The sequence below is a fragment of the Streptomyces sp. NPDC057963 genome (assembly GCF_042887155.1).
Classification (GTDB): Bacteria; Actinomycetota; Actinomycetes; order Streptomycetales; family Streptomycetaceae; genus Streptomyces.
Genome location: NZ_JBHVPX010000002.1, coordinates 225,620 through 246,021, shown reverse-complemented (window position 1 = coordinate 246,021; position 20,402 = coordinate 225,620). Strand labels below are relative to the sequence as shown.

Here is a 20,402-nt window from a genome sequence, read left to right as displayed (position 1 = left end):
GTTTCTTCCTCGTCTCTGCAGACTGCCTACTGTCCACGCCTACTGGGGCCGACTCAACGACTCTCACCCCACCCAACGGATCCTACGGGGGATGCATTCCCGACGTGCCGGGGCCGCGTCCGGCGCGATTTTCAGGGGCGTGCGTAGGCGCGGGTGAGTAGCAGCTTCCCCTTGGCGCCGGGCTTTTCCCGAACGCAGGCCGCGTCGACGACATATGCCTGGACGCGGGTCGCGTCGGAGGGGTGCGGCAGGACGACGAGGAAGGCATCCGCGCCCTCGTAGGTGCCTTCCTCCACGGCGAGGGCCGCGGTCTTCCGCCCAATGCCCTGCTCCACGCAGAGCGGAACGGACACGACGGGTGTGCGCAACGGCTTTCGAGGCGACTCGGCCCCGGGAGCGTCGCTCTTGGGCGTCGACTGAATGCCGACGGACGGCGGTGCCTTTTTCTCGGTGACGGTGCCCTTCGGACTCGACGGCTCCGTGCCCGAGCCCAGGAGGAGCATCTGGACCCGGTCTTCGAGTCTGGAGGCCGAGAAGGTTCCTGCACCCTTCGCCGCGGAGCTGGAGCCCCGGTCCGCAGCCTTGAGGCCGGCATCCTCCTGGGACGGCTGGACGTTCTGCAGCATGAAGACGCCCACACCGACCACGGCTGCCCCGAGCGCGGTGCCGAGCACGGCTGTGCGGCGGCGACGGGCCGGCCGGCGGCCGGGACCGGTGGTGGTGACCCGGGGGCGTCCGGCAGGGCGGTCCGGGAGACCGAGCTCCGTTTCCGGCTTCTGCGCCACAGAAGGTTCTGTTTCACGTGAAACATGCGACGTGCCGACAGGCGCGGCGGTGCTGAGAGCCTCGGCGGCAAGCGCGGCGTCAAGGCGGTCCGCGACATCGTCGGGCATGTGCTGGGGCACGGGCACGGTGCCGAGCAGCTCGCGGATCTCCATGAGTGAGGCGTGGACATCGCCGCAGAGTTCACAGCCGTCCACATGGCCGCGTACCTCTGCCGCACGTGACGGCGGGAGCAGCTCCTCCGTGAGATCGGAGATCTCCGAGACGTCCGGGTGCCGGTTCGTGTCGGTCGTTGATGTCATGCGCGTCCACCTCCGCCCTTCACTGCAGCAGGATCGCTTGTACCGGCGTTCCTCGGCCCCGACGCGGGTGGGACGGATGCGCGAGGCGTCCGGTTCCTTCCCCCATCGGATTCCTCGGCTCCTGCGCCCTCACTGCGGAGGTGAGTGAGCAGAGGGGCCAGCCGAGCCCTGCCCCGCGCGCAGCGGCTCTTCACGGTGCCTGTCGGAACGTCGAGGATGCGAGCTGCTTCGGCCACGGGGTATCCCTGCATGTCCACGAGGACCAGGGCGGCACGCTGCTCGGCGGGGAGAGTGGCGAGTGCCGCCAGGAGCTCGCGGTGCAGGTCCCGGCGCTCCGCCGGGGCTTCCGCGGACTCGTGCGGTTCGAGGAGCTGGTCGAACCGTTCGGTGTCATCGACCGGCGAGGTCTTGCGGGTGGCTGCCTTGCGGACCCGGTCGAGGCAGGCATTGACGGTGATGCGGTGCAGCCAGGTGGTGACGGCGGACTGGCCGCGGAAGGTGTGGGCGGCTCGGAAGGCGGAGACCAGCGCGTCCTGGACGGCGTCGGCGGCTTCCTCGCGGTCGCCCAGGGTCCGCAGGGCCACGGCCCACAGCCGGTCGCGGTGGCGTCGTACGAGCTCGCCGAAGGCGTCGGGTTCACCAGCCACATGGCGAGCGAGGAGGTCTGAGTCGCTGAGTGGTTCCGACGGCTCGGCGGCCACCTCCCCCTCCCTCCCTCTCTGCGTCAAGGTGCGTCTGTCTATCACGATTCGAGTGAGCAGGGGCAGTGGGCGGCAGCCGCACCGTAGAGGATCGTCCCGGTCGGCGGCCGGCATGCGAAAGGCCGGTGGGGGCTCCCCACCGGCCTTTCGCATCAGCCGCCGAGTACTGAGATCTCCGAGATTCCGCCGCGGTAGCCGTCGGACGTCCCGTCCGACGGCAACTCCGTGATGTGGATCAGCACGTAGCGGGTCCGTACGGGCTTGGCGAGGGACTCCTTCAGTTCGCCCCCCACCATTCCGAGCTTGGTGAGGCGGTGAGAGAAGTCCGAGAGCGACGACGGGGCGGTGGCGTTCGCGTCGGCCGCGAGCACTTCGGCCTTCTGCCCACTGCGGAACATCTCGACCTTGATGCCGTTGACGTCCTGAACGCTGCCCAGATCGACGATTATGCCGCTGCCGTCCCGGCGGTCCGGGATGTTGCCGAAGTTGGCGTAGCCCCGGTAGCGATACGTGATCCAGGCGGTACTCGCATCGCCGTCGACGGCCTTCGGTGCGTCCTCCGGCTTCATCCCCGAACCGCTGGGCATGAACTCCGTCGCAGCGGCTATCCGCAGCGGCTTGAGCGGGGCCGGAGCCTTGTTGTCCTCGTTCTTCGGGGTCGTCTGCGTGGTGTCGTCGCTCCCCGAGTCGTTGCCGTGGTCGAGGAGCGTCTCGGCGAGCTGCCAGCTGCCGAGGCCCAGCGCGGCGATGAGCAGTGCGGACACCGCCCACTTGAGGACCTTGCCGGTGCGGCTCTGGAGCGGGGCCGGCGGCACGGCGATCACGGGCTGCGTGGTGACACCGGGGACCGCGGGAGGGCGCCCGTAGGTGCCTTGCTGGTAGGTCGTGCGCTGGTAGTCCGGGGGCGCCGTGAAGGTGGGCTCCGGAGGACGGATGCGGGGCATCGCGGCAACGGCCTTGGCCAGCTCGTCCGGGGTGGTGCACGGCTGCTCCTGCCGGGAGGCAGTGGCGCCGTCGTTGGCGAGTGCGCGCATGGCGATCTCGGACAGGCCGCGGTGGACACCGGCCCGCACCTGGTCGGGGGCGATCAGCCCCACTCCCTTGGGCAGCCCGGACAGGCCGTAGGCGTCGGCCTCGTACGGCCAGCGCTGGGTCAGCGCGGCGTAGAGCAGGGCGCCGATCGCCTCGGTGTCCGCGCGCTGCGGGCTGTCGGAGGTGATACCCCGCAGCGCCGCGTTCACCGCGAGGCCGCGGATCCGGTACTGCCCGGTCGAGCTTCGCAGCACCGCGCCCGGGGTCAGCCTCAGATGTGCGAGCCCCTCGCGGTGTGCGGCCGCCATGGCCTGGGAGACCTGGCCGACGAGCTGGTACGCGTCGTGTGCGTCCATCGGTCCTGCGGCCAGCAGAGAGGTGAGCTCAGTGGCGTCGGGGAGCCATTCATGGACGACGTAGACAAGGTCGTTCTCCTCCACCGCGTCGAGTACCTGCACGAAGCGCGGGTCGCCGAGCAGTGCGGAGGAGCGGGCCGCGGCCAGCACCGAGCGGGCTCGGGGGTGGTCTGCGGGAAGCAGATGCACGCCTACCGCGCGGCGCAGCTTCTCATCGACCGCACGCCAGCTGCTGAACCCGTCCAGACGGGTGACGCACTCTTCGAGTCGGTAGCGTCTGGCAAGTTTGTGTCCGCTGTGCAGATCGGGGCTCGGCAGGGCGGTCTCGGAGCTGATGTGCTCACCGTCCGTTTCCTGCTGATCTGTGCCCGTTGTGTCCTGAGCTTCCGCTGTCCCGTCGGTCGTGGCCTCGTCCGCCTTGGCGGCCAGCGGTTCATCACCGCTGTTGTCGGCCACGTCGACGGCAGCCGTGCTACGTTCCGCCACCGTCGTTCCTGCCTCCCCATCCGTTGCGCGATGCCAGCCAGCTCTGCACAGTCATGCCAATTGTGCCCACACTCCGGCGCTATGCACGACACGCAAGGGGCGGTGATGGTTGTGCGGCTGTGTTCCTCAGCGCCCGAGCCGTCCTCGGACCATGCCGACCATGCCGTTGATCTCTTCGATTCGCATCCGCTTGGCAGCGAGGAAGAAGACTCCCAGCAGAACGGCGCCACCGCAGATCAGCGCGACGAGTGACCCGAAGGCGCCTTCGCCGAGTCCCATGAGAACAGCGAAGCCGACGCCACCGCCGAGCGCCGCCGCCGGGATGGCGGCCAGGCACAGACGGGCATAGGTGCGCACGACGTGGGAGCCGTCCAGATCGCCGCCCAGCCGGTTGCGGAGCCGTCGCCAGGCGATGCCCACGCCGACGGCGTAGGCGAGTCCGTACGAGGCAGCCATGCCGACCACGGCCCATTGGGCCGGCAGGATCATGTAGCAGAGGATCGAGGCGGCCGCGTTGACCGCGGCGACGATGACCGTGTTGTAGAAGGGCGTGCGGGTGTCCTCGTAGGCGTAGAAGCCTCGCAGCACCACGTACTGCACGGAATACGGGATCAGACCGAGACCGAAGGCCATGAGGATGAAGCCCATGGACCGGGCCGCTTCGGTGCCCGCGGAGGCGTACAGCAGGGTGCACATCGGCAGGCCGAGGGCGAGGAACATGAAGGCCACCGGCACGATCGCCACAGCCGAGTTCCGCAGCCCCTGAGAGATGTCGTCGCGTACGGCGCCCGGGTCGTCGTCGTGGGCGGCGCGGGAGATGCGGGGCAGCAGGGCGGCCATGACCGACACGGTGATGATCGCCTGCGGCATGCCCCAGATGAGCTGGGCGTTGGAGTACGCGAGGAAACCGGCGCCGTCCTTGCCGGACAGCTTGCCGGCCGACGTCGCGAGCTGGGTGACGACGAGCACGCCTGCCTGATTGGCCAGCACGAACAGGACGGTCCACTTGGCCAGCTTGACCGTCTTGCCGAGCCCGTGCCCCTTCCAGTCGAAGCGCGGACGGAAGCGGAAACCGGCCTCCCGCAGATACGGGACCATGGCCAGGGCCTGGACGACCAGACCGAGCAGTGTGCCGATGCCGAGGAGCCGCACGCCCTCCGGCGGGATCGTCTGGACCCCCATCTGGGATTCGGCGGAGGTGCCGTAGACCCAGATGAACATGCCGAACGTGAAGATCATGACGATGTTGTTGAGGACCGGGGTCCACATCATCGCGCCGAACCTGCCGCGGGCATTGAGGATCTGGCCCATCACGACATGCACGCCCATGAAGAAGATGGTCGGCAGGCAGTACCGGGCGAACGTCACCGCGACGCTGTTGGCGGCCGTGTCCCTGGCGATCGTCGGCGACATCATGTGGATCAGCCACGGCGCGGCGAAGACGGCGATCGTGACGATCACTCCGAGCGCGACCATCACGAGGGTCAGCAGCCGGTTGGCGTAGGCCTCGCCGCCGTCCTCGTCGTCCTTCATGGAACGGACGAGCTGGGGAACGAAGACCGAGTTCAGCCCGCCACCGACGGTGAGGATGTAGATCATCGTCGGCAGCGTGTACGCGATGGTGAAGCTGTCGCCGAGCAGTGCCGCACCGAGCGCGGCGGTCATCACAAGCGTGCGGACGAATCCGGTGAGCCGGGACACCAGCGTGCCGGCCGCCATCAATGCGCTGGACTTCAGCACGCCGGAGGCGCGTCCACCGGACTTGGGCGGGGTGGGCGCCGGGGCGGGCTCGGGGGCGGCCGGGACGGGCGAGGGACCCGCCGGGCCCTCCTGGTCCCGGAACAGGTGCGCGAAGGCGTCCGGCTGCTCACGGTCGTCGGACGCCTGGCTGACAAGATCGTCGACCCCGACGAACTGGGTGGTCGCCGGGTTGTCGCCGTACGGCAGGTGCCGCGACGGACCGTCGGGCTCGGGCGGTGGGGTCTGGGCCCAGACGCGCGGGTCGGGTGCGTACTGCGCCGCGGGCGGCTGTTGGTAGAGCGGCTGGGGCTGCTGGTAGGTGCCGGGGGGCGGCGGCGGGTGCGCGGCGCGGTCGTACAGCGCCTCGGTCACCGGGTCCTGGACGGACAGATCCTGAGCCCGGTAGGGGTCGTAGTCGTACGCGGACTGAAGGTACGGATCGGGCGTCGGCGGAAACTGGTCCGGTCCGGGAGGGACCGGGGGGCCACCGGAAGACCCGGCTCCGCCCGCACCCCGACCGCGGTCACCGTCGTACGGCGCGTTCATCGAAACCCCACCTCATCGTCCCCGGCCGACCGGCCACGACAGACATCGCTCAACGTTCCACTTTCTCACCCGGGCCCGACGGCGCCCCGCTTTCCGGACCGGTGTCCGGTGTCGGGTCACTCGGCTGCTCGGGATCGCTGCCGTCGCCCCCGTTCGTGCCGTCGGCGTTGGCCCGCTTGCGCTGGGTGTACATCCTGATGCCTGCGAGGACCAGGAGCAGCAGCCCGCCGGCGATCACCAGCAGCACGGTCGGGGTGAGCTCGGAGACCTTCACGGTGAAGGTCATCTCCCCGCCGTAGGGAGTGCCGTCCTCGGTGTAGAGCTGTGCGGTCATCTGGACCTGGCCGTTGACGTTGGCCGCGGCGTCGAACTTCACGGACTGGCTGTGGCCGCCGGCGATACGGATCGGCTGTTCCGCCACGGCTCCGCCGTCGTTCAGCTTGAGCCGGGTCGCGTTCTCCGACTTCAGCCGGAGGACCAGGTGGTCCACGCCCTGCAACAGCCTGTTCTGCACGGTCACGGGGATCGTGGCGCTGCGGCCGGACAGGGTGACGTCCGACTTCGAGATGAGCTGGACCTCGTTGATGAGGCCCTGCAGATAGGTGCGTACCGAGTCCCGGTACTGCTGAGCCTCCAGCGGCCTGCCACGCCACGACGTCGACATGGACCGGTTGACCGCATTGCCGAAGGGGGTCACCACCCGCTCGGGGTGGGTGAGGATGACCTGGAAGTTGTTGAGCGAGGCCTGGGTGGACTTGATGTCCTGGAAGGCCTGGGTGGGGAGCTCCTGGCTGCGGAGCTTCTTCGGGTACTGGGAGGACCCGGGGACGCTGGTCGTCGCGTCCGCGTCGGGCTTCGCCTCGGCCGCGTCCACGAGCCCGAGGGGCTGGGTCCAGCGTTCGTCGTCGAGGGCGTGCAGGGCGTGGGCCATCGACTGGGCCTGGGCGACCGTCGGCATACGCTGCGGCGCGACGACGATGCTCCGCTCCTCGTCCGTGTCCTGATCGGCCAGGGCGAGGGTCAGTGCGAGGAACTTCTGTACGGCCAGGGTGGATTTCCCCGCCTTCGACATATCGCCCTGGAAGGCCGTGGAGAGCCGGGCGTCGGCGACCACGGCGGTGGTGCCGCCGCCGATGGGACGGGCCGAGGTCGGCGTGTACGGCAGCCTGTCGGTCTCCTGGAGGCTGTCGCTGCGAGCGATCACGTTGTGCGCGCCGGCCGAAGTGGCGACGTCGACGATCGACGGGTCGACCGCCCCGTCTACGGGCCAGGCGAAGTCGGTCGACGGCTTCACATGCAGGATGGTCTGCACCGTCGTCCCGGCCACATCCGTGGCGGTCTGGAGGTGGCTGAGGGTGCCCGACACGTTCTTGCCGCGGTGGGCGAGGGACGCCAGATCGGGGTCGGCGAACGGCAGCGCGACGACCTTGCCGTCGGATACCGCGGCCTCCAGCGAGGTGAGCCACTCCTTGGCGACGGCCTGGTTCGTCCCGGCGACCGTGGTGTCGCCGGATTTCACGCGGTAGCTCCGTGCCATCGCGTCGACGCTGGCCAGCAGATCCGGGTCGATGACCCACGTCACGGGCAGCTGGCTGCCCAGCGAGACCAGCTGTTCGAGGCGCCCTCCTGGGGCGAGCTCGGCGGCCAGGTCGTCGTCCGCGAACACGGGTGTCTGCTGATCGTCGGAGCCGGTTTCGGCGGTGACGTGGGGCGATGCGATGAGTGGCCAGAGGTAGGTGACCTTCGTCCTGGAGTCGCGCTGCTCCTCCTGCCAGGGCAGGAAGGTGCGCTGGATCCCCAGCACCTGGTCGTAACGGGCGCGGGAGGTCTGCCCCGACAGTGAGACCCCGAGCTGGTAGACGCCGTCGTCGCCGAGCCCCAGCTTGCCGACCGGGACGGACAGCGTGAAGTCCTGGCTGATCCCGGTCGGGAGCTTCGCGAGTTTGACCGTGTACTTGCCGCCGAGCGGGGCGGGGTCGCTGCCGGGGATGTACCCGGTGCGCTTGGCGGCGGTGTCGACCGCCGTTCTGCCGTAGAGCCTCGGGCCCACCCGCAGGTCGACCTCCGCCTGTGTGATCGTCTCCTTGCCCCGGTTGGTCACGGTGCCGGAGACGGTCAGTGTGTCCCCCTTGACCGGTGCGCTCGGTGAGACGGTGTTCAGGGACACGTCGACCGTTTCGGAGGCGGCGGGGGCCTTGGCCGTCCCGCCGGCCTGCGCGGCGGACGCGGTCGGCCCGGCCAGCAGAGTTGCGACGAGCGGTGTCCCGATGATCAGGGCGGCTGTGCGCCGCAGCCACCGGCGGGCAGGAGAGGGACCGATCCCCTGAATGTGTGCCGCCTCGGCCACGCGCCTACCCGTCCCTCGTCGTCGTCAGCTGGTGTCGATGGTTGTCGGTTGCTGCGTCCCCGCATGGTAACGATGTGCGCGGGCATCAAGTGCTGGGGAGTCCGCTACATGATCGGAAGAGTCTCGCAGGACGGGACGAAACCAGGACGACCGGGCCGGTCCGGGCACGTACCCTTTTCAGTTGTGTCGAACGCCAATGAAGACAGCTCCCGTGCCCTGACCCAGGTGCAGCACCGTGCAGTCAGCGAACTGCTGCGGGTGTCACCGGTCGCCGACGATCTCGCCCGCCGTTTCCAGGATGCCGGATTCAGTCTCGCTCTGGTCGGCGGCTCGGTCCGGGACGCGCTGCTCGGCAGGCTCGGGAACGACCTGGACTTCACGACCGACGCCCGCCCCGAGGCCGTACTGAAGATCGTCAGGCCGTGGGCCGACTCGGTGTGGGAGGTCGGGATCGCCTTCGGCACCGTGGGTGTCCAGAAGGACGGCTACCAGATCGAAGTCACCACATACCGGTCGGAGGCGTACGACAGGACCTCGCGCAAGCCCGAGGTGTCCTACGGCGAATCCATCGAGGAAGACCTCGTCCGTCGTGACTTCACGGTCAACGCGATGGCCGTCGCGCTTCCTCGGAAAGACTTCGTCGACCCCCACGGCGGCCTTGAGGACCTGGCCCAGCGGGTGCTGCGCACCCCCGGCACACCTGAGGAATCCTTCTCCGACGATCCGCTGCGCATGCTGCGTGCCGCTCGCTTCGCCGCTCAGCTGGACTTCGACGTCGCTCCCGATGTGGTCGCGGCGATGACGGAAATGGCCGCGCGCATCGAGATCGTCTCCGCTGAGCGGGTCAGGGAGGAGCTCAACAAACTGCTGCTCTCCGCCAACCCCCGCAGGGGTCTGGCGCTGCTCGTCGACACGGGTCTGGCGCAGCAGGTGCTGCCGGAGCTCCCGGCCCTGCGTCTGGAAAGTGACGAGCATCACCGTCACAAGGATGTCTACGAGCACTCGCTGACCGTCCTTGAGCAGGCGATCGACTTGGAGGAGGACGGCCCCGATCTGGTTCTGCGTCTTGCCGCTCTCCTCCATGACATCGGCAAGCCGAGGACGCGGCGTTTCGAGAAGGACGGGCGCGTCTCGTTCCATCACCACGAGGTGGTGGGCGCCAAGATGACCAAGAAGCGGATGGCCGCGCTCAAGTACTCCAACGACATGGTCAAGGACGTCTCGAAGCTCGTGGAGCTTCATCTGCGCTTCCATGGTTACGGCGAAGGCGAGTGGACCGACTCCGCAGTGCGCCGGTATGTGCGTGATGCGGGCCCGCTGCTGGAGCGGCTGCACAAGCTGACCCGCTCGGACTGCACCACGCGGAACAAGCGCAAGGCCGCCGCCCTCTCGCGGACCTATGACGGGCTCGAGGAGCGCATCGCGCAGCTGCAGGAGCAGGAGGAGCTGGATGCCATCCGGCCCGACCTGGACGGCAACGAGATCATGAAGACCCTGGGTGTCGGCCCGGGGCCGGTGATCGGCAAGGCCTACGCGTTCCTTCTGGAGCTGCGACTGGAGCATGGGCCGATGGGGCATGACGTGGCGGTCGAGAAGCTCAAGAAGTGGTGGGCCGCGCAGAACTGAGACCGCTGAAGGCTCGATCGGCGCGCACCGGGAACGGGGGCGGTCATGTTTCACGTGAAACATGACCGCCCCCGTTGCGGCGAGGGGGGCTGTTTCACGTGAAACAGCCCCCCTCGCGCACATGTCAGATCGCCCTTTCGGCGCGGCCCCACCGGAACAGCGGTGCGGCGACGGCCGCATAGAGCACCGCCACCCCGATCACCACCACGAACGACCGCCCATCAGGAGGCAGCATCAGGGCGGAGACCGCGGCAGCGCCCACGAACGCGACGTTGAACAGCACGTCGTAGAGGGAGAAGGCCCGGCCGCGGAAGGCGTCGTCCACCGAGGTCTGCACCACTGTGTCGGTCGCGATCTTCGCCCCCTGGGTGACGAGTCCGAGGACGAACGCCGCGACGAGTATCGGCGCGGGGACGAACCACAGCCCCAGCGCGGGTTCGAGGACGGCGGCCGCCGCCGCGCACACGGCCATCCAGCGGAACCGCCCGAGCCGTCCCACCGCCCACGGTGTCATCACGGCCGCGGCGAAGAATCCCGCACCGGATATGCCCACCGCCAGCCCGAGGAGGGCCAGGCCCTCGGATTCGCTGTCGGACCAGGCGTACCGGCACAGCATCAGCACCATCACGGTCAGCGCCCCGTAGCAGAAGCGGATCACGGTCATGGCGGCCAGCGCGCGGGTGGCCTGCTTCCGCTCCGCCAGATGGCGCAGCCCGTCGGCGAGTCCGCGTGCCGTGATGGCCAGAGCCTTCCGGAGCCGGATGCGGCGTCCGTCCCGGTCCGGTCCGAGGAGCCCTGTGGCGAGGCTCAGGGAGGCCAGTGCCGAAGCGAGGTAGAGCGCCGCGCCCAGCAGCACCACCGCCGCGTCGGAGTCGGCGAGCACCAGCCGTACGACGAAGGCGAGGCCGCCGCCGGCCGTGGCGGCGAGTGTGCCCGCGGTCGGTGAGAGCGAGTTGGCCAGCACCAGCCGGTCCTTGTCGACGACACGCGGCAGGGCGGCCGAGAGCCCGGCCAGCACGAAGCGGTTGACCGCGGTGACGCACAGCGCCGAGACGTAGAAGAGCCAATCGGGTGCGGAACCCAGAATCAGGAATGCGGTGCAGCAGGCGAGTGCGGCACGCAGCAGATTGCCGTACAGAAAGACCTGACGGCGAGGCCAGCGGTCCAGCAGGACGCCGGCGAAGGGGCCGATGAGCGAGTACGGCAGCAGGAGCACGGCCATGGCGGAGGCGATGGCCCCTGCCGATGCCTGCTTCTCCGGGGAGAAGACGACGTGCGCCGCCAGCGCGACCTGGTAGACGCCGTCGGCGGACTGGGAGAGAAGTCGCACGGCGAGCAGGCGACGGAAGTTCCGAAGGCGCAGCAGTACGCGCAGATCACCGACGACGGGCATGTGATCAAGAGTCACATACGTTGAGGGTCCCCGGGCGGATGAACCCGGGGACCCTCAACGGTGCGGAAGGGAAAGAGCGTTGCCGCTCAGTACCGAACCGCGTCGACATGCCGTGTCCGGTCGCGTCAGTTGGCGACCTCGCCCTTGATGAACTTCTCGACGTTCTCGCGGGCCTCGTCGTCGAAGTACTGAACCGGCGGGGACTTCATGAAGTACGAGGACGCGGAGAGGATCGGGCCGCCGATGCCGCGGTCCTTGGCGATCTTCGCGGCGCGGACGGCGTCGATGATGACACCGGCGGAGTTCGGGGAGTCCCAGACCTCCAGCTTGTACTCCAGGTTCAGTGGAACGTCACCGAAGGCGCGGCCCTCAAGGCGCACGTAGGCCCACTTGCGGTCGTCCAGCCAGGCCACGTAGTCCGACGGACCGATGTGGACGTTGTCCTCACCGAGCTCGCGGTCGCGGATCTGGGAGGTGACGGCCTGCGTCTTGGAGATCTTCTTGGACTCCAGGCGCTCACGCTCGAGCATGTTCTTGAAGTCCATGTTGCCGCCGACGTTCAGCTGCATCGTGCGGTCCAGGACGACGCCCCGGTCCTCGAAGAGCTTCGCCATCACGCGGTGGGTGATGGTGGCGCCGACCTGCGACTTGATGTCGTCGCCGACGATCGGGACACCGGCCTCGGTGAACTTGTCCGCCCACTCCTTGGTGCCGGCGATGAAGACCGGGAGAGCGTTGACGAACGCGACCTTGGCGTCGATGGCGCACTGCGCGTAGAACTTCGCAGCGACCTCGGACCCGACGGGCAGGTAGCAGACGAGGACATCGACCTTGCGGTCCTTGAGGATCTCGACGATGTCGACCGGGGCCTCGGCCGACTCCTCGATGGTCTCGCGGTAGTACTTGCCCAGGCCGTCGTGGGTGTGGCCGCGCTGGACGGTCACGCCGGTGCTGGGAACGTCGGCGATCTTGATGGTGTTGTTCTCGCTCGCGCCGATGGCGTCCGCGAGGTCGAGGCCGACCTTCTTCGCGTCGACGTCGAAGGCGGCGACGAACTCGACGTCCCGCACGTGGTAGTCGCCGAACTGGACGTGCATCAGACCGGGCACCTTGCCGGCCGGATCGGCGTCCTTGTAGAACTCGACGCCCTGGACCAGCGAGGCGGCGCAGTTGCCCACGCCGACGATGGCTACGCGAACCGAACCCATTCCGGTTGCTCCCTGTGTGTAATGGATGTTCCCGATGAAGCCCCGCGGATCTGCGGGGACCTCACTTTGAGGTGTCGTCGGACGGATCCGGCGGGGTGTCCCCCCGATGCCGGGGCAGGCCGTCCGTCGCTCCTGCTGTGTTCTGCTGAGCTTCGCTCCCGGGCGAGGATCGTCGCTGATCCCGTCCCGACCGCTCGCTCTCGATGAGCTCGTTCAGCCAGCGCACTTCGCGCTCCACGGACTCCATGCCGTGTCGCTGCAGCTCAAGTGTGTAGTCGTCGAGGCGCTCGCGGGTGCGGGCCAGAGAGGCCCGCATCTTCTCCAGGCGCTCCTCCAGCCGGCTCCGTCGGCCTTCCAGCACCCGCATCCGCACTTCGTGCTCCGTCTGCCCGAAGAAGGCGAAACGGGCTGCGAAGTGCTCGTCCTCCCAGGAGTCGGGGCCGGTGTGCGAAAGCAGCTCCTCGAAGCGCTCCTTACCTTCCGCCGTCAGCCGGTAGACGATCTTGGCGCGGCGCCCGGCGAGTGAGGACGCGGGGGCGACCGCACGGCCGGCGGCGGGTGGAAGGGCGGCCGGAGTGGTTCCCGGTTCCTCGATCAACCAGCCGTTGGCGACCAGCGTCTTGAGGCAGGGGTAGAGGGTGCCGTAGCTGAAGGCGCGGAAGATGCCCAGCGAAGTGTTGAGGCGCTTGCGCAGCTCGTACCCGTGCATCGGGGATTCGCGGAGCAGACCGAGGACGGCGAATTCGAGGATGCCGGAGCGTCTGCTCACCTTCGCCTCCTTCCTGTCCGAGTGCCCTTGCGGAGCCCTGTGCCGAGCTGATGTACCGAACTGATGTATCGACTCGATACATCACGACGATAGATCGGTCGCCGCGTTGCGACAAGGGGGGTCATCGTGAACGGCGTCACATCGTGAATTCGTAGGCACCGACTTGCGTTGTTTGGGGTGAAGTTCGGCCCTAGGAGGGTTTTGACCGTGCGTAGTCTGTGCGGCATGCAGACCACCGGGAACCGTGAGACGGCCGCGCGCGTCAGTCTTCGCGGGCCAGCCGGATGCGCTGCGGATGAGCCTGTCGCAGGGCTGGTCCGTCATTCGGGGGGACCGGATCTCAACTGCCGCTTCCAGGCGCTCTCGCCTGCCCGAGGAGTAGTCGTTCCATGAGCGAGCACCGTCGCAAAACGCCGCAACCGCAAGGTGGTGGGCGTGCAGCGGCCAGACGAGCCGCCCAGCAGTCCTCAGGACGCCGCGCCGCTCCGTCACGCGGAGTAACTTCTGAATCACCGGCCGATTCGCAGGACGGGGAAAGCCCGTACGGCGGGCGTGCAGCGGCCAGACGGGCCGCCCAGCGAGGCGGCGGCCGCGGGGGCGGCGGTGGCGGTGGTGGCGGTGGTGGCCGCCGACGCGGAGGCAGCGGCGGCGACGGACACGAGGGGCCGGGCCGGGGGCGCGGCCGCGGCGGTCAGCGCCCTGTCAAGAAGCGCTTCATCGACTACCCGCGTGCCGGGAAGTACGGCGCGCGGCGCTGGGTGCCGTCGTGGAAGCTCGTCTCCAGCCTCTGCGTCGGCTTCCTCGGCCTGCTGATGGGCCTGGCCGGCCTCGCGTACGCGATGGTCACCACGCCCCAGGTGAAGGACACCGCGAAAGCGCAGAACAACGTCTATTTCTGGGACGACGGCACGCAGATGGTCGCCACGGGCGGTGAGGTCAACCGTCAGATCGTCGGGTACGAGCAGATCCCCGAAGCCATGCGGAACGCGGTCATCTCGGCCGAGAACAAGTCGTTCGACCACGACAGGGGCATCGACCCCATGGGTATCGCCCGCGCCCTGTACAACATGGCGTCGGGCGGACAGACCCAGGGCGGATCGACGATCACCCAGCAGTACGTGAAGAACTCCTACCTGTCCCAGGACCAGACCCTGAGCCGGAAGTTCCAGGAACTCTTCATCACGCTCAAGGTCGCCAACAAGATGGACAAGAAGGTCGTCATCACCGACTACCTCAACATCTCGTACTACGGGCGGGGTGCGTCGGGGATCCAGGCGGCGGCCCGCACGTACTACAACAAGGACGCCACCGAACTGGACGCCAGCCAGTGCGCGTTCCTGGCCACGCTGCTCAAGGGGGCCACCTACTACGACCCGGCGGGCGCCCCCGAGATCGATGCCACGCAGGCCACCGAGGCGAAGAACACCGAACGGGCCAAGAAGCGGTGGAAGTGGATCCTCGACGAAGAGGTGAAGGACAAGCGCCTTTCGCCCGAGAAGCGCGCCAAGTACACCGAGTTCCCGATGCCCGTCCCGCCGAAGAAGAACGCCCAGCTGGGCGGTCAGACCGGCTATCTGGTCGACCTCGCCAAGTCGTACTTCCTCAACAACAACGACAAGGGCGTCACGGCGGAGAAGCTCGCCCAGGGCGGCTACGAGATTCACACCACCTTCAACAAGAAGAAGGTCAAGGAGCTCGACGCCGCGGTCCAGAAGGTCTACGACGACAAGATCGATCCGAAGAAGCGCCCGCAGACGGACACCCATGTCCAGTTCGGCGGCGGGTCGGTGGATCCCAAGACCGGCGCCATCGTGGCGATCTACGGCGGCCAGGACGCGACCAAGCACTACACCAACAACGCCGACCCCACAGGCGCGCAGGTCGGGTCGACCTTCAAGCCGTTCGTGCTCGCGGCGGCGATGGAGTACGGCAAGCGCGACCCCTCGCTCGGACCGGACCAGGACGTGTCGCAGCGTGAACAGGTCTCGCCGCTGAGTGTCTACAACGCCAACGACAGGCTGAAGATCAAGAAGTACAACGGCCAGATCTGGACCGACGAGAACGGAAAAGAGTGGCTGCAGGCCAACGACGGCCATGAGTCGAAGGGCAACATCACCCTTCGTGAGGCGATGCAGTGGTCCGCCAACTCCCCGTACGTGCAGCTCGGCATGGATGTCGGCACCGACAAGGTGAAGGACATAGCCATAGCCGCGGGGCTCAAGGACGACAACAACATGGCCGACTCGAATGTGCCGTCGTTCTCCATCGGTACGTCCTCGCCCAGCGCGATCCGCATGGCCGGCGCGTATGCGACCTTCGCCGCCAGCGGACAGCAGCGCGAGCCCTTCTCGGTCAACGAGGTGAAGTACGAGGGCGATGTCATCTACCGGCACAAGGCAGTCACCAAGAGCGCCTTCGGCGCCGACATCGCCGACAACGTCACCGATGTCCTGAAGAACGTCGTCGAGAAGGGCACCGGTACCCCCGCGCAGCTGCCCGGCCGCGACGTGGCGGGCAAGACGGGTACGACGGACGACAACAAGTCGGCCTGGTTCGTCGGCTACACCCCGCAGCTGTCGACGGCCATCAGCATGTACCGGCTCGACGACAACGAGAAGAACGCGAACCGCGAGTTCCAGAAGATGTACGGCACGGGTGGTGAGAAGACGATCCACGGTGCTTCGTTCCCGGCCCAGATCTGGCACGACTACATGGCGGGCGCGCTGAAGGGCCAGCCGGTCCTGACCTTCCCGGAGCCGTCGCCGATCGGTGAGAAGGTTTACGGCGGCGGCGCGCAGAGCCCCAGGCCGACGCCCACCAAGGAGGATTCGCCCCCGCCGCCCAAGAAGCCGTCCGAGCGGCCCTCGGCGCCTCCGTCCCCGCCTGTGCCCGACCCCACCGAAACCTGTGGCACATGGGACTGGAACTGCCAGAACGACAACGGCGGAACCAATGCCGGCGCTGCGAACGGCGGAACCGGCGGCGGTCCCGGCGGCAGCCCGCCCCCGTCACCCCCGCCGGAGGGCGGCAACGGCAACGGCAACGGAAATGGCAACGGCAACGGCAACGGCAACGGCAACCCGAATGGTGGCGGGATCTTCGGGGGCCCGTCCGGCTGACGCCGGTCCGCTCGGACGGACCGGCGACCCGACCCGGTCATGAGGGCCGCCGCACCACACGGTGCGGCGGCCCTCGTCGTTCCCGCAGCCCCGTACGGCAGGATGAGCGGCATGCCAAGCGCAGAAGACACGAGTGTGCACGAGGAACGGCCCGTCGTACGGCCCACGCACCAGGACGAGATCGCCGAGGCCGGCAGTGAGCTGATCGGCGGGCGGTCGGGGCGCTGGGCACGTCTCGGCCGCACGGCACTCACGCCCGTGGGCGTCGTCGCGCTGGTGGCCCTCGGGATGTTCGCGCTCGGCATGGTGCAGAAGCTGCCCTGCTACAACTGGGCGTGGTTCAGGGGTGCCGGTTCGCAGTACACGCACGCCTGCTACTCGGACATTCCGCATCTCTATGTCGCACGTGGCTTCTCCGATGGCCTGGTGCCGTACTTCGACCGGCTGCCCGGCGACATGCAGTACCTGGAGTACCCCGTTCTGACGGGTGTGTTCATGCAGATCGCGTCCTGGCTGACGCCGGGCGGATCCATTCAGCACCGTGAGCAGATGTACTGGATGGTCAACGCGGGCATGCTGATGATCTGCGCCGTGATCATCGCGGTCTGCGTCGCCCGTACGCACCGGCGCCGCCCCTGGGACGGACTGCTGGTCGCCCTCGCGCCGGCCTTCGCGCTCACCGCGACGATCAACTGGGACCTGCTGGCCGTCGCGCTGACGGCCGCGGCGATGCTCATGTGGTCCCGCGGCCGGACGCTGGCGTTCGGCATCCTCATTGGACTCGCCACGGCCGCCAAGCTCTATCCGGTGTTCCTGCTGGGCCCCGTCTTCGTACTGTGCTGGCGGGCCGGTAAATGGCGGCAGTTCGGCCTGGCGACGCTCGGGGCGGCCGTGTCCTGGCTGGTGGCGAATCTGCCGGTGATGATCTACGCCCCCGAGGGGTGGAAGAAGTTCTACACGTTCAGCGAGGAACGGGGCATCGACTTCGGCTCCTTCTGGCTGATCATCACCCAGCGCACCGGCCGGCCCATCGAGGTCGCGACCGTCAACACCGTCTCGACCCTGGTGACGGTCCTGTTGTGCGCGGCCATCGGTGCGCTGACGCTGATGGCGCCGCGCAGACCGCGTTTCGCGCAGCTCGTCTTCCTCGTCGTCGCCGCGTTCATCCTCGTCAACAAGGTCTACTCGCCGCAGTACGTGCTGTGGCTGATCCCCCTGGCCGCCCTCGCCAGGCCGCGCTGGCGCGACTTCCTGATCTGGCAGGCGTGCGAGGTCATGTACTTCCTGGGTATCTGGATGTACCTCGCGTACACGACGAGCGGGGACAAGCACCAGGGGCTTCCCACGGAGGGGTATCAGCTGGCGATCGCCCTGCATCTGCTGGGCACGCTGTACCTCTGCGCCGTTGTCGTACGGGACATCCTCCTGCCGGAGCGGGATGTCGTACGACGCGACGGGTCGGACGATCCGTCCGGCGGAGTGCTCGACGGCGCCCAGGACGTGTTCGTGCTGGGGCGGGCGGCGCATCCGCCGCACCATGCCGCGGCCGCCGTGGAAGGGCCGCAGGCGGAATGGGACGCGGCGCACGGACCGGTCGCCGACTGAGACGGGGCGCTCTCCGGATCCCCGGAAAGCGCCCCGGCGCCTTGCCGCCCGCCAGTGGCCGACGAAGCGTTCGACTCTAGTGGTCGACGAGGCGGTCGAACTGGGTGGTCGTGTGGCGCAGATGGGCCACCAGCTCGTCGCCCACCTTCGGTTCCTGCGCGTCCGACGGGACGAACAGGATCGACACCTGCATGTGCGGCGGTTCGGCGAACCAGCGCTGCTTGCCGGCCCAGACGAACGGGGACAGGTTCCGGTTGACGGTGGCCAGGCCCGCGCGGGCGACGCCCTTGGCGCGTGGCATCACACCGTGCAGGGCCTTCGGGGCTTCCAGGCCCACACCGTGCGACGTACCGCCGGCGACGACCACCAGCCAGCCGTCCGAGGCGGCCTTCTGCTGGCGGTAGCCGAAACGGTCGCCCTTGACGACACGCGTGACGTCCAGAACGGCGCCCCGGTACTCCGTCGCCTCGTGGTCGCCGAGCCACAGCCGGGTGCCGATGCGGGCACGGAAAAGGGTCTGCGGGAACTGCCGCTGGAGCCGGCCCAGTTCCTCGGCGCGCAGATGGCTGACGAACATGGTGTGCAGCGGCAGCCGGGCCGCGCGCAGCCGGTCCATCCAGCCGATCACTTCCTCGACCGCGTCCGAGCCGTCCGTGCGGTCCAGCGGCAGGTGCAGGGCGAAGCCTTCGAGGCGTACGTCCTCGATGGCGGCGTGCAGCTGCCCGAGCTCCTCCTCCTTGACCCCGTGGCGCTTCATCGAGCTCATGCACTCGATGACGACCCGTGCGCCCACCAGGGCGTGCACGCCGTCCACGGAGGAGACGGACCGGATGACCCGGTCGGGCAGCGGCACCGGCTCCTCGCCCCGGCGGAACGGGGTGAGGACCAGCAGGTCGCCGCTGAACCAGTCCTTGATGCGGGCCGCTTCATAGGTGGTTCCGACGGCGAGCATGTCGGAGCCGAAGCGGATGGCCTCGTCGGCGAGGCGCTCGTGACCGAAGCCGTATCCGTTGCCCTTGCAGACAGGGACGAGGCCGGGGAACTGGTCGAGGACGGATTTCTGGTGCGCCCGCCAGCGCGCGGTGTCGACGTAGAGGGAGAGCGCCATGGCCGGTCCGGAACCCTTCTGGTGGCTGCGGTGTGTGGGAGGTGTGCGGAGCCGAAGCCCCATTGAAACGAATGAAGCCGGTTCAGGCAGCGGGACGGTGCCTGTCAGCGGCGCGACATGTATATGTCGAGTGCCTTGTGCAGCAGCTTGTTGAGCGGGAAGTCCCACTCTCCGAGGTATTCGGCCGCCTGCCCGCCGGTGCCGACCTTGAACTGGATCAGGCCGAAGAGGTGGTCGGTCTCGTCCAGCGAGTCGGAGATGCCACGCAGGTCGTAGACGGTGGCCCCCATGGCGTACGCGTCGCGCAGCATCCGCCACTGCATCGCGTTCGAGGGCCGGACCTCGCGCTTGTGGTTGGCGGACGCACCGTACGAGTACCAGACGTGCCCGCCGACGATCAGCATGGTGGCGGCCGCGACGTTCTCGCCCTCGTGCCGGGCGAAGTACAGCCGCATCCGGTTGGGGTCCTCAGTGTTGAGGGCCGTCCACATGCGCTGGAAGTAGCCCACCGGACGCGGACGGAAGCGGTCCCGCTCGGCGGTGATCTCGTACAGCCGCTGCCACTCGTCGAGCTCCGCGTAGCTGCCCTGGACGACCTCGACGCCGGCCTTCTCGGCCTTCTTGATGTTGCGTCGCCACAGCTGGTTGAAGCCCTTGTGGACGTCTTCGAGCGACCGGTTCGCCAGCGGCACCTGGAACACGTAGCGGGGCTGTACGTCACCGAATCCGGCACCGCCGTCCTCGCCCTGCTGCCAGCCCATCTTCCGCAGCCGGTCCGCGACTTCGAAGGCGCGCGGCTCGATGTGGGTGGCCTCGACGTCGCGCAGACGCTTCACGTCCGGGTCCTGGATGCCCGACTTGATGGCGGCGGAGTCCCAGCGGCGGATGACGACCGGCGGACCCATCTTCACGGAGAAGGCGCCCTGTTGCTTGAGATGCGTCAGCATCGGCTGGAGCCAGTCGTCCAGATTCGGGGCGTACCAGTTGATGACCGGGCCCTCGGGCAGATAGGCGAGATAGCGCTTGATCTTGGGCAACTGACGGTAGAGCACCAGGCCGACGCCGACGAGCTGCCCGCTCTTGTCGAACCAGCCCAGGCTCTCCGAGCGCCACTCGGCCTTCACATCTGCCCATGCCGGGACCTGCATGTGACTCGCCGCGGGCAGGTTCTGGATGTACGCCAGATGCTGCTCTCGGCTGATGGTCCTCAGGGTCAGGCTCATGCGGGGCGCTCCTCGGCAGGTGTGTCCCCATCGGTCAGGGGCTCCGGCTCTCGCGCCG

General features: G+C 68.3%; 13 protein-coding genes. 3 read left to right on the top strand and 10 right to left on the bottom strand.

Annotated features, from left to right (window positions below):
- Positions 1-131: 131 nt before the first annotated feature.
- The 5 genes from ACFVT1_RS04805 to ACFVT1_RS04785 all read right to left on the bottom strand — a co-directional run bounded on the left by ACFVT1_RS04805 (position 132) and on the right by ACFVT1_RS04785 (position 8,293).
- Positions 132-1,085 (bottom strand): hypothetical protein, encoded by a 954-nt coding sequence (locus ACFVT1_RS04805; protein WP_389792575.1) that lies wholly within the window; start codon positions 1,083-1,085, stop codon positions 132-134.
- Positions 1,082-1,786 carry an RNA polymerase sigma factor SigM gene (gene sigM / locus ACFVT1_RS04800; protein ID WP_389792573.1) on the bottom strand — a complete coding sequence of 235 codons (705 nt, stop codon included), beginning with the start codon at positions 1,784-1,786 and terminating at the stop codon, positions 1,082-1,084. Before sigM ends, ACFVT1_RS04805 begins: the two co-directional genes overlap by 4 nt.
- A gap of 152 nt (positions 1,787-1,938) precedes the next feature.
- Positions 1,939-3,660 (bottom strand): protein kinase family protein, encoded by a 1,722-nt coding sequence (locus tag ACFVT1_RS04795; protein WP_389792571.1) that lies wholly within the window; start codon positions 3,658-3,660, stop codon positions 1,939-1,941.
- Positions 3,661-3,786: 126 nt separating this feature from the next.
- A complete protein-coding gene (murJ, locus tag ACFVT1_RS04790; protein ID WP_389792570.1) occupies positions 3,787-5,946 on the bottom strand; it encodes a murein biosynthesis integral membrane protein MurJ in 2,160 nt (719 codons plus the stop codon).
- A 49-nt stretch (positions 5,947-5,995) separates the two neighbouring features.
- Positions 5,996-8,293, bottom strand: a complete 2,298-nt coding sequence (locus ACFVT1_RS04785; RefSeq protein ID WP_389792568.1) for a DUF6049 family protein — start codon at positions 8,291-8,293, stop codon at positions 5,996-5,998.
- A 183-nt stretch (positions 8,294-8,476) separates the two neighbouring features.
- Here ACFVT1_RS04785 and ACFVT1_RS04780 point away from each other — a divergent pair, with 183 nt between their 5' ends.
- On the top strand, positions 8,477-9,919 hold the full coding sequence (locus tag ACFVT1_RS04780; RefSeq protein ID WP_389792566.1) for a CCA tRNA nucleotidyltransferase: 1,443 nt from the start codon (positions 8,477-8,479) through the stop codon (positions 9,917-9,919).
- A gap of 124 nt (positions 9,920-10,043) precedes the next feature.
- On the opposite strand, the gene ACFVT1_RS04775 is transcribed toward ACFVT1_RS04780, so the two are convergent.
- From ACFVT1_RS04775 to ACFVT1_RS04765, 3 genes are all read right to left on the bottom strand, one after another.
- Positions 10,044-11,312, bottom strand: a complete 1,269-nt coding sequence (locus ACFVT1_RS04775) for an MFS transporter (RefSeq protein ID WP_389792565.1) — start codon at positions 11,310-11,312, stop codon at positions 10,044-10,046.
- A gap of 125 nt (positions 11,313-11,437) precedes the next feature.
- Complete coding sequence (locus tag ACFVT1_RS04770; RefSeq protein WP_389792563.1) at positions 11,438-12,520, bottom strand: inositol-3-phosphate synthase; 1,083 nt, start codon at positions 12,518-12,520, stop codon at positions 11,438-11,440.
- Positions 12,521-12,581: 61 nt separating this feature from the next.
- The gene (locus tag ACFVT1_RS04765; protein WP_389792562.1) at positions 12,582-13,289 is read right to left on the bottom strand and encodes a helix-turn-helix transcriptional regulator; all 708 of its coding nucleotides are present in this window, start codon (positions 13,287-13,289) and stop codon (positions 12,582-12,584) included.
- 389 nt (positions 13,290-13,678) lie between these two features.
- Between ACFVT1_RS04765 and ACFVT1_RS04760 the strand changes: the two genes are divergently transcribed.
- Entirely contained in the window at positions 13,679-16,408 is a 2,730-nt protein-coding gene (locus ACFVT1_RS04760) for a transglycosylase domain-containing protein (RefSeq protein WP_389792560.1), read from the top strand.
- 111 nt (positions 16,409-16,519) lie between these two features.
- The gene (locus tag ACFVT1_RS04755; protein WP_389792558.1) at positions 16,520-18,013 is read left to right on the top strand and encodes a glycosyltransferase family 87 protein; all 1,494 of its coding nucleotides are present in this window, start codon (positions 16,520-16,522) and stop codon (positions 18,011-18,013) included.
- A gap of 76 nt (positions 18,014-18,089) precedes the next feature.
- Here the strand turns inward: ACFVT1_RS04755 and ACFVT1_RS04750 are convergent, their stop codons facing one another.
- Both ACFVT1_RS04750 and ACFVT1_RS04745 read right to left on the bottom strand, forming a co-directional pair.
- Positions 18,090-19,121, bottom strand: coding sequence for an alanine racemase (locus tag ACFVT1_RS04750; RefSeq protein ID WP_389792556.1), 1,032 nt, complete (start codon positions 19,119-19,121; stop codon positions 18,090-18,092).
- A gap of 104 nt (positions 19,122-19,225) precedes the next feature.
- Complete coding sequence (locus tag ACFVT1_RS04745) at positions 19,226-20,344, bottom strand: peptidoglycan bridge formation glycyltransferase FemA/FemB family protein (RefSeq protein ID WP_362210796.1); 1,119 nt, start codon at positions 20,342-20,344, stop codon at positions 19,226-19,228.
- Positions 20,345-20,402 lie beyond the last annotated feature (58 nt).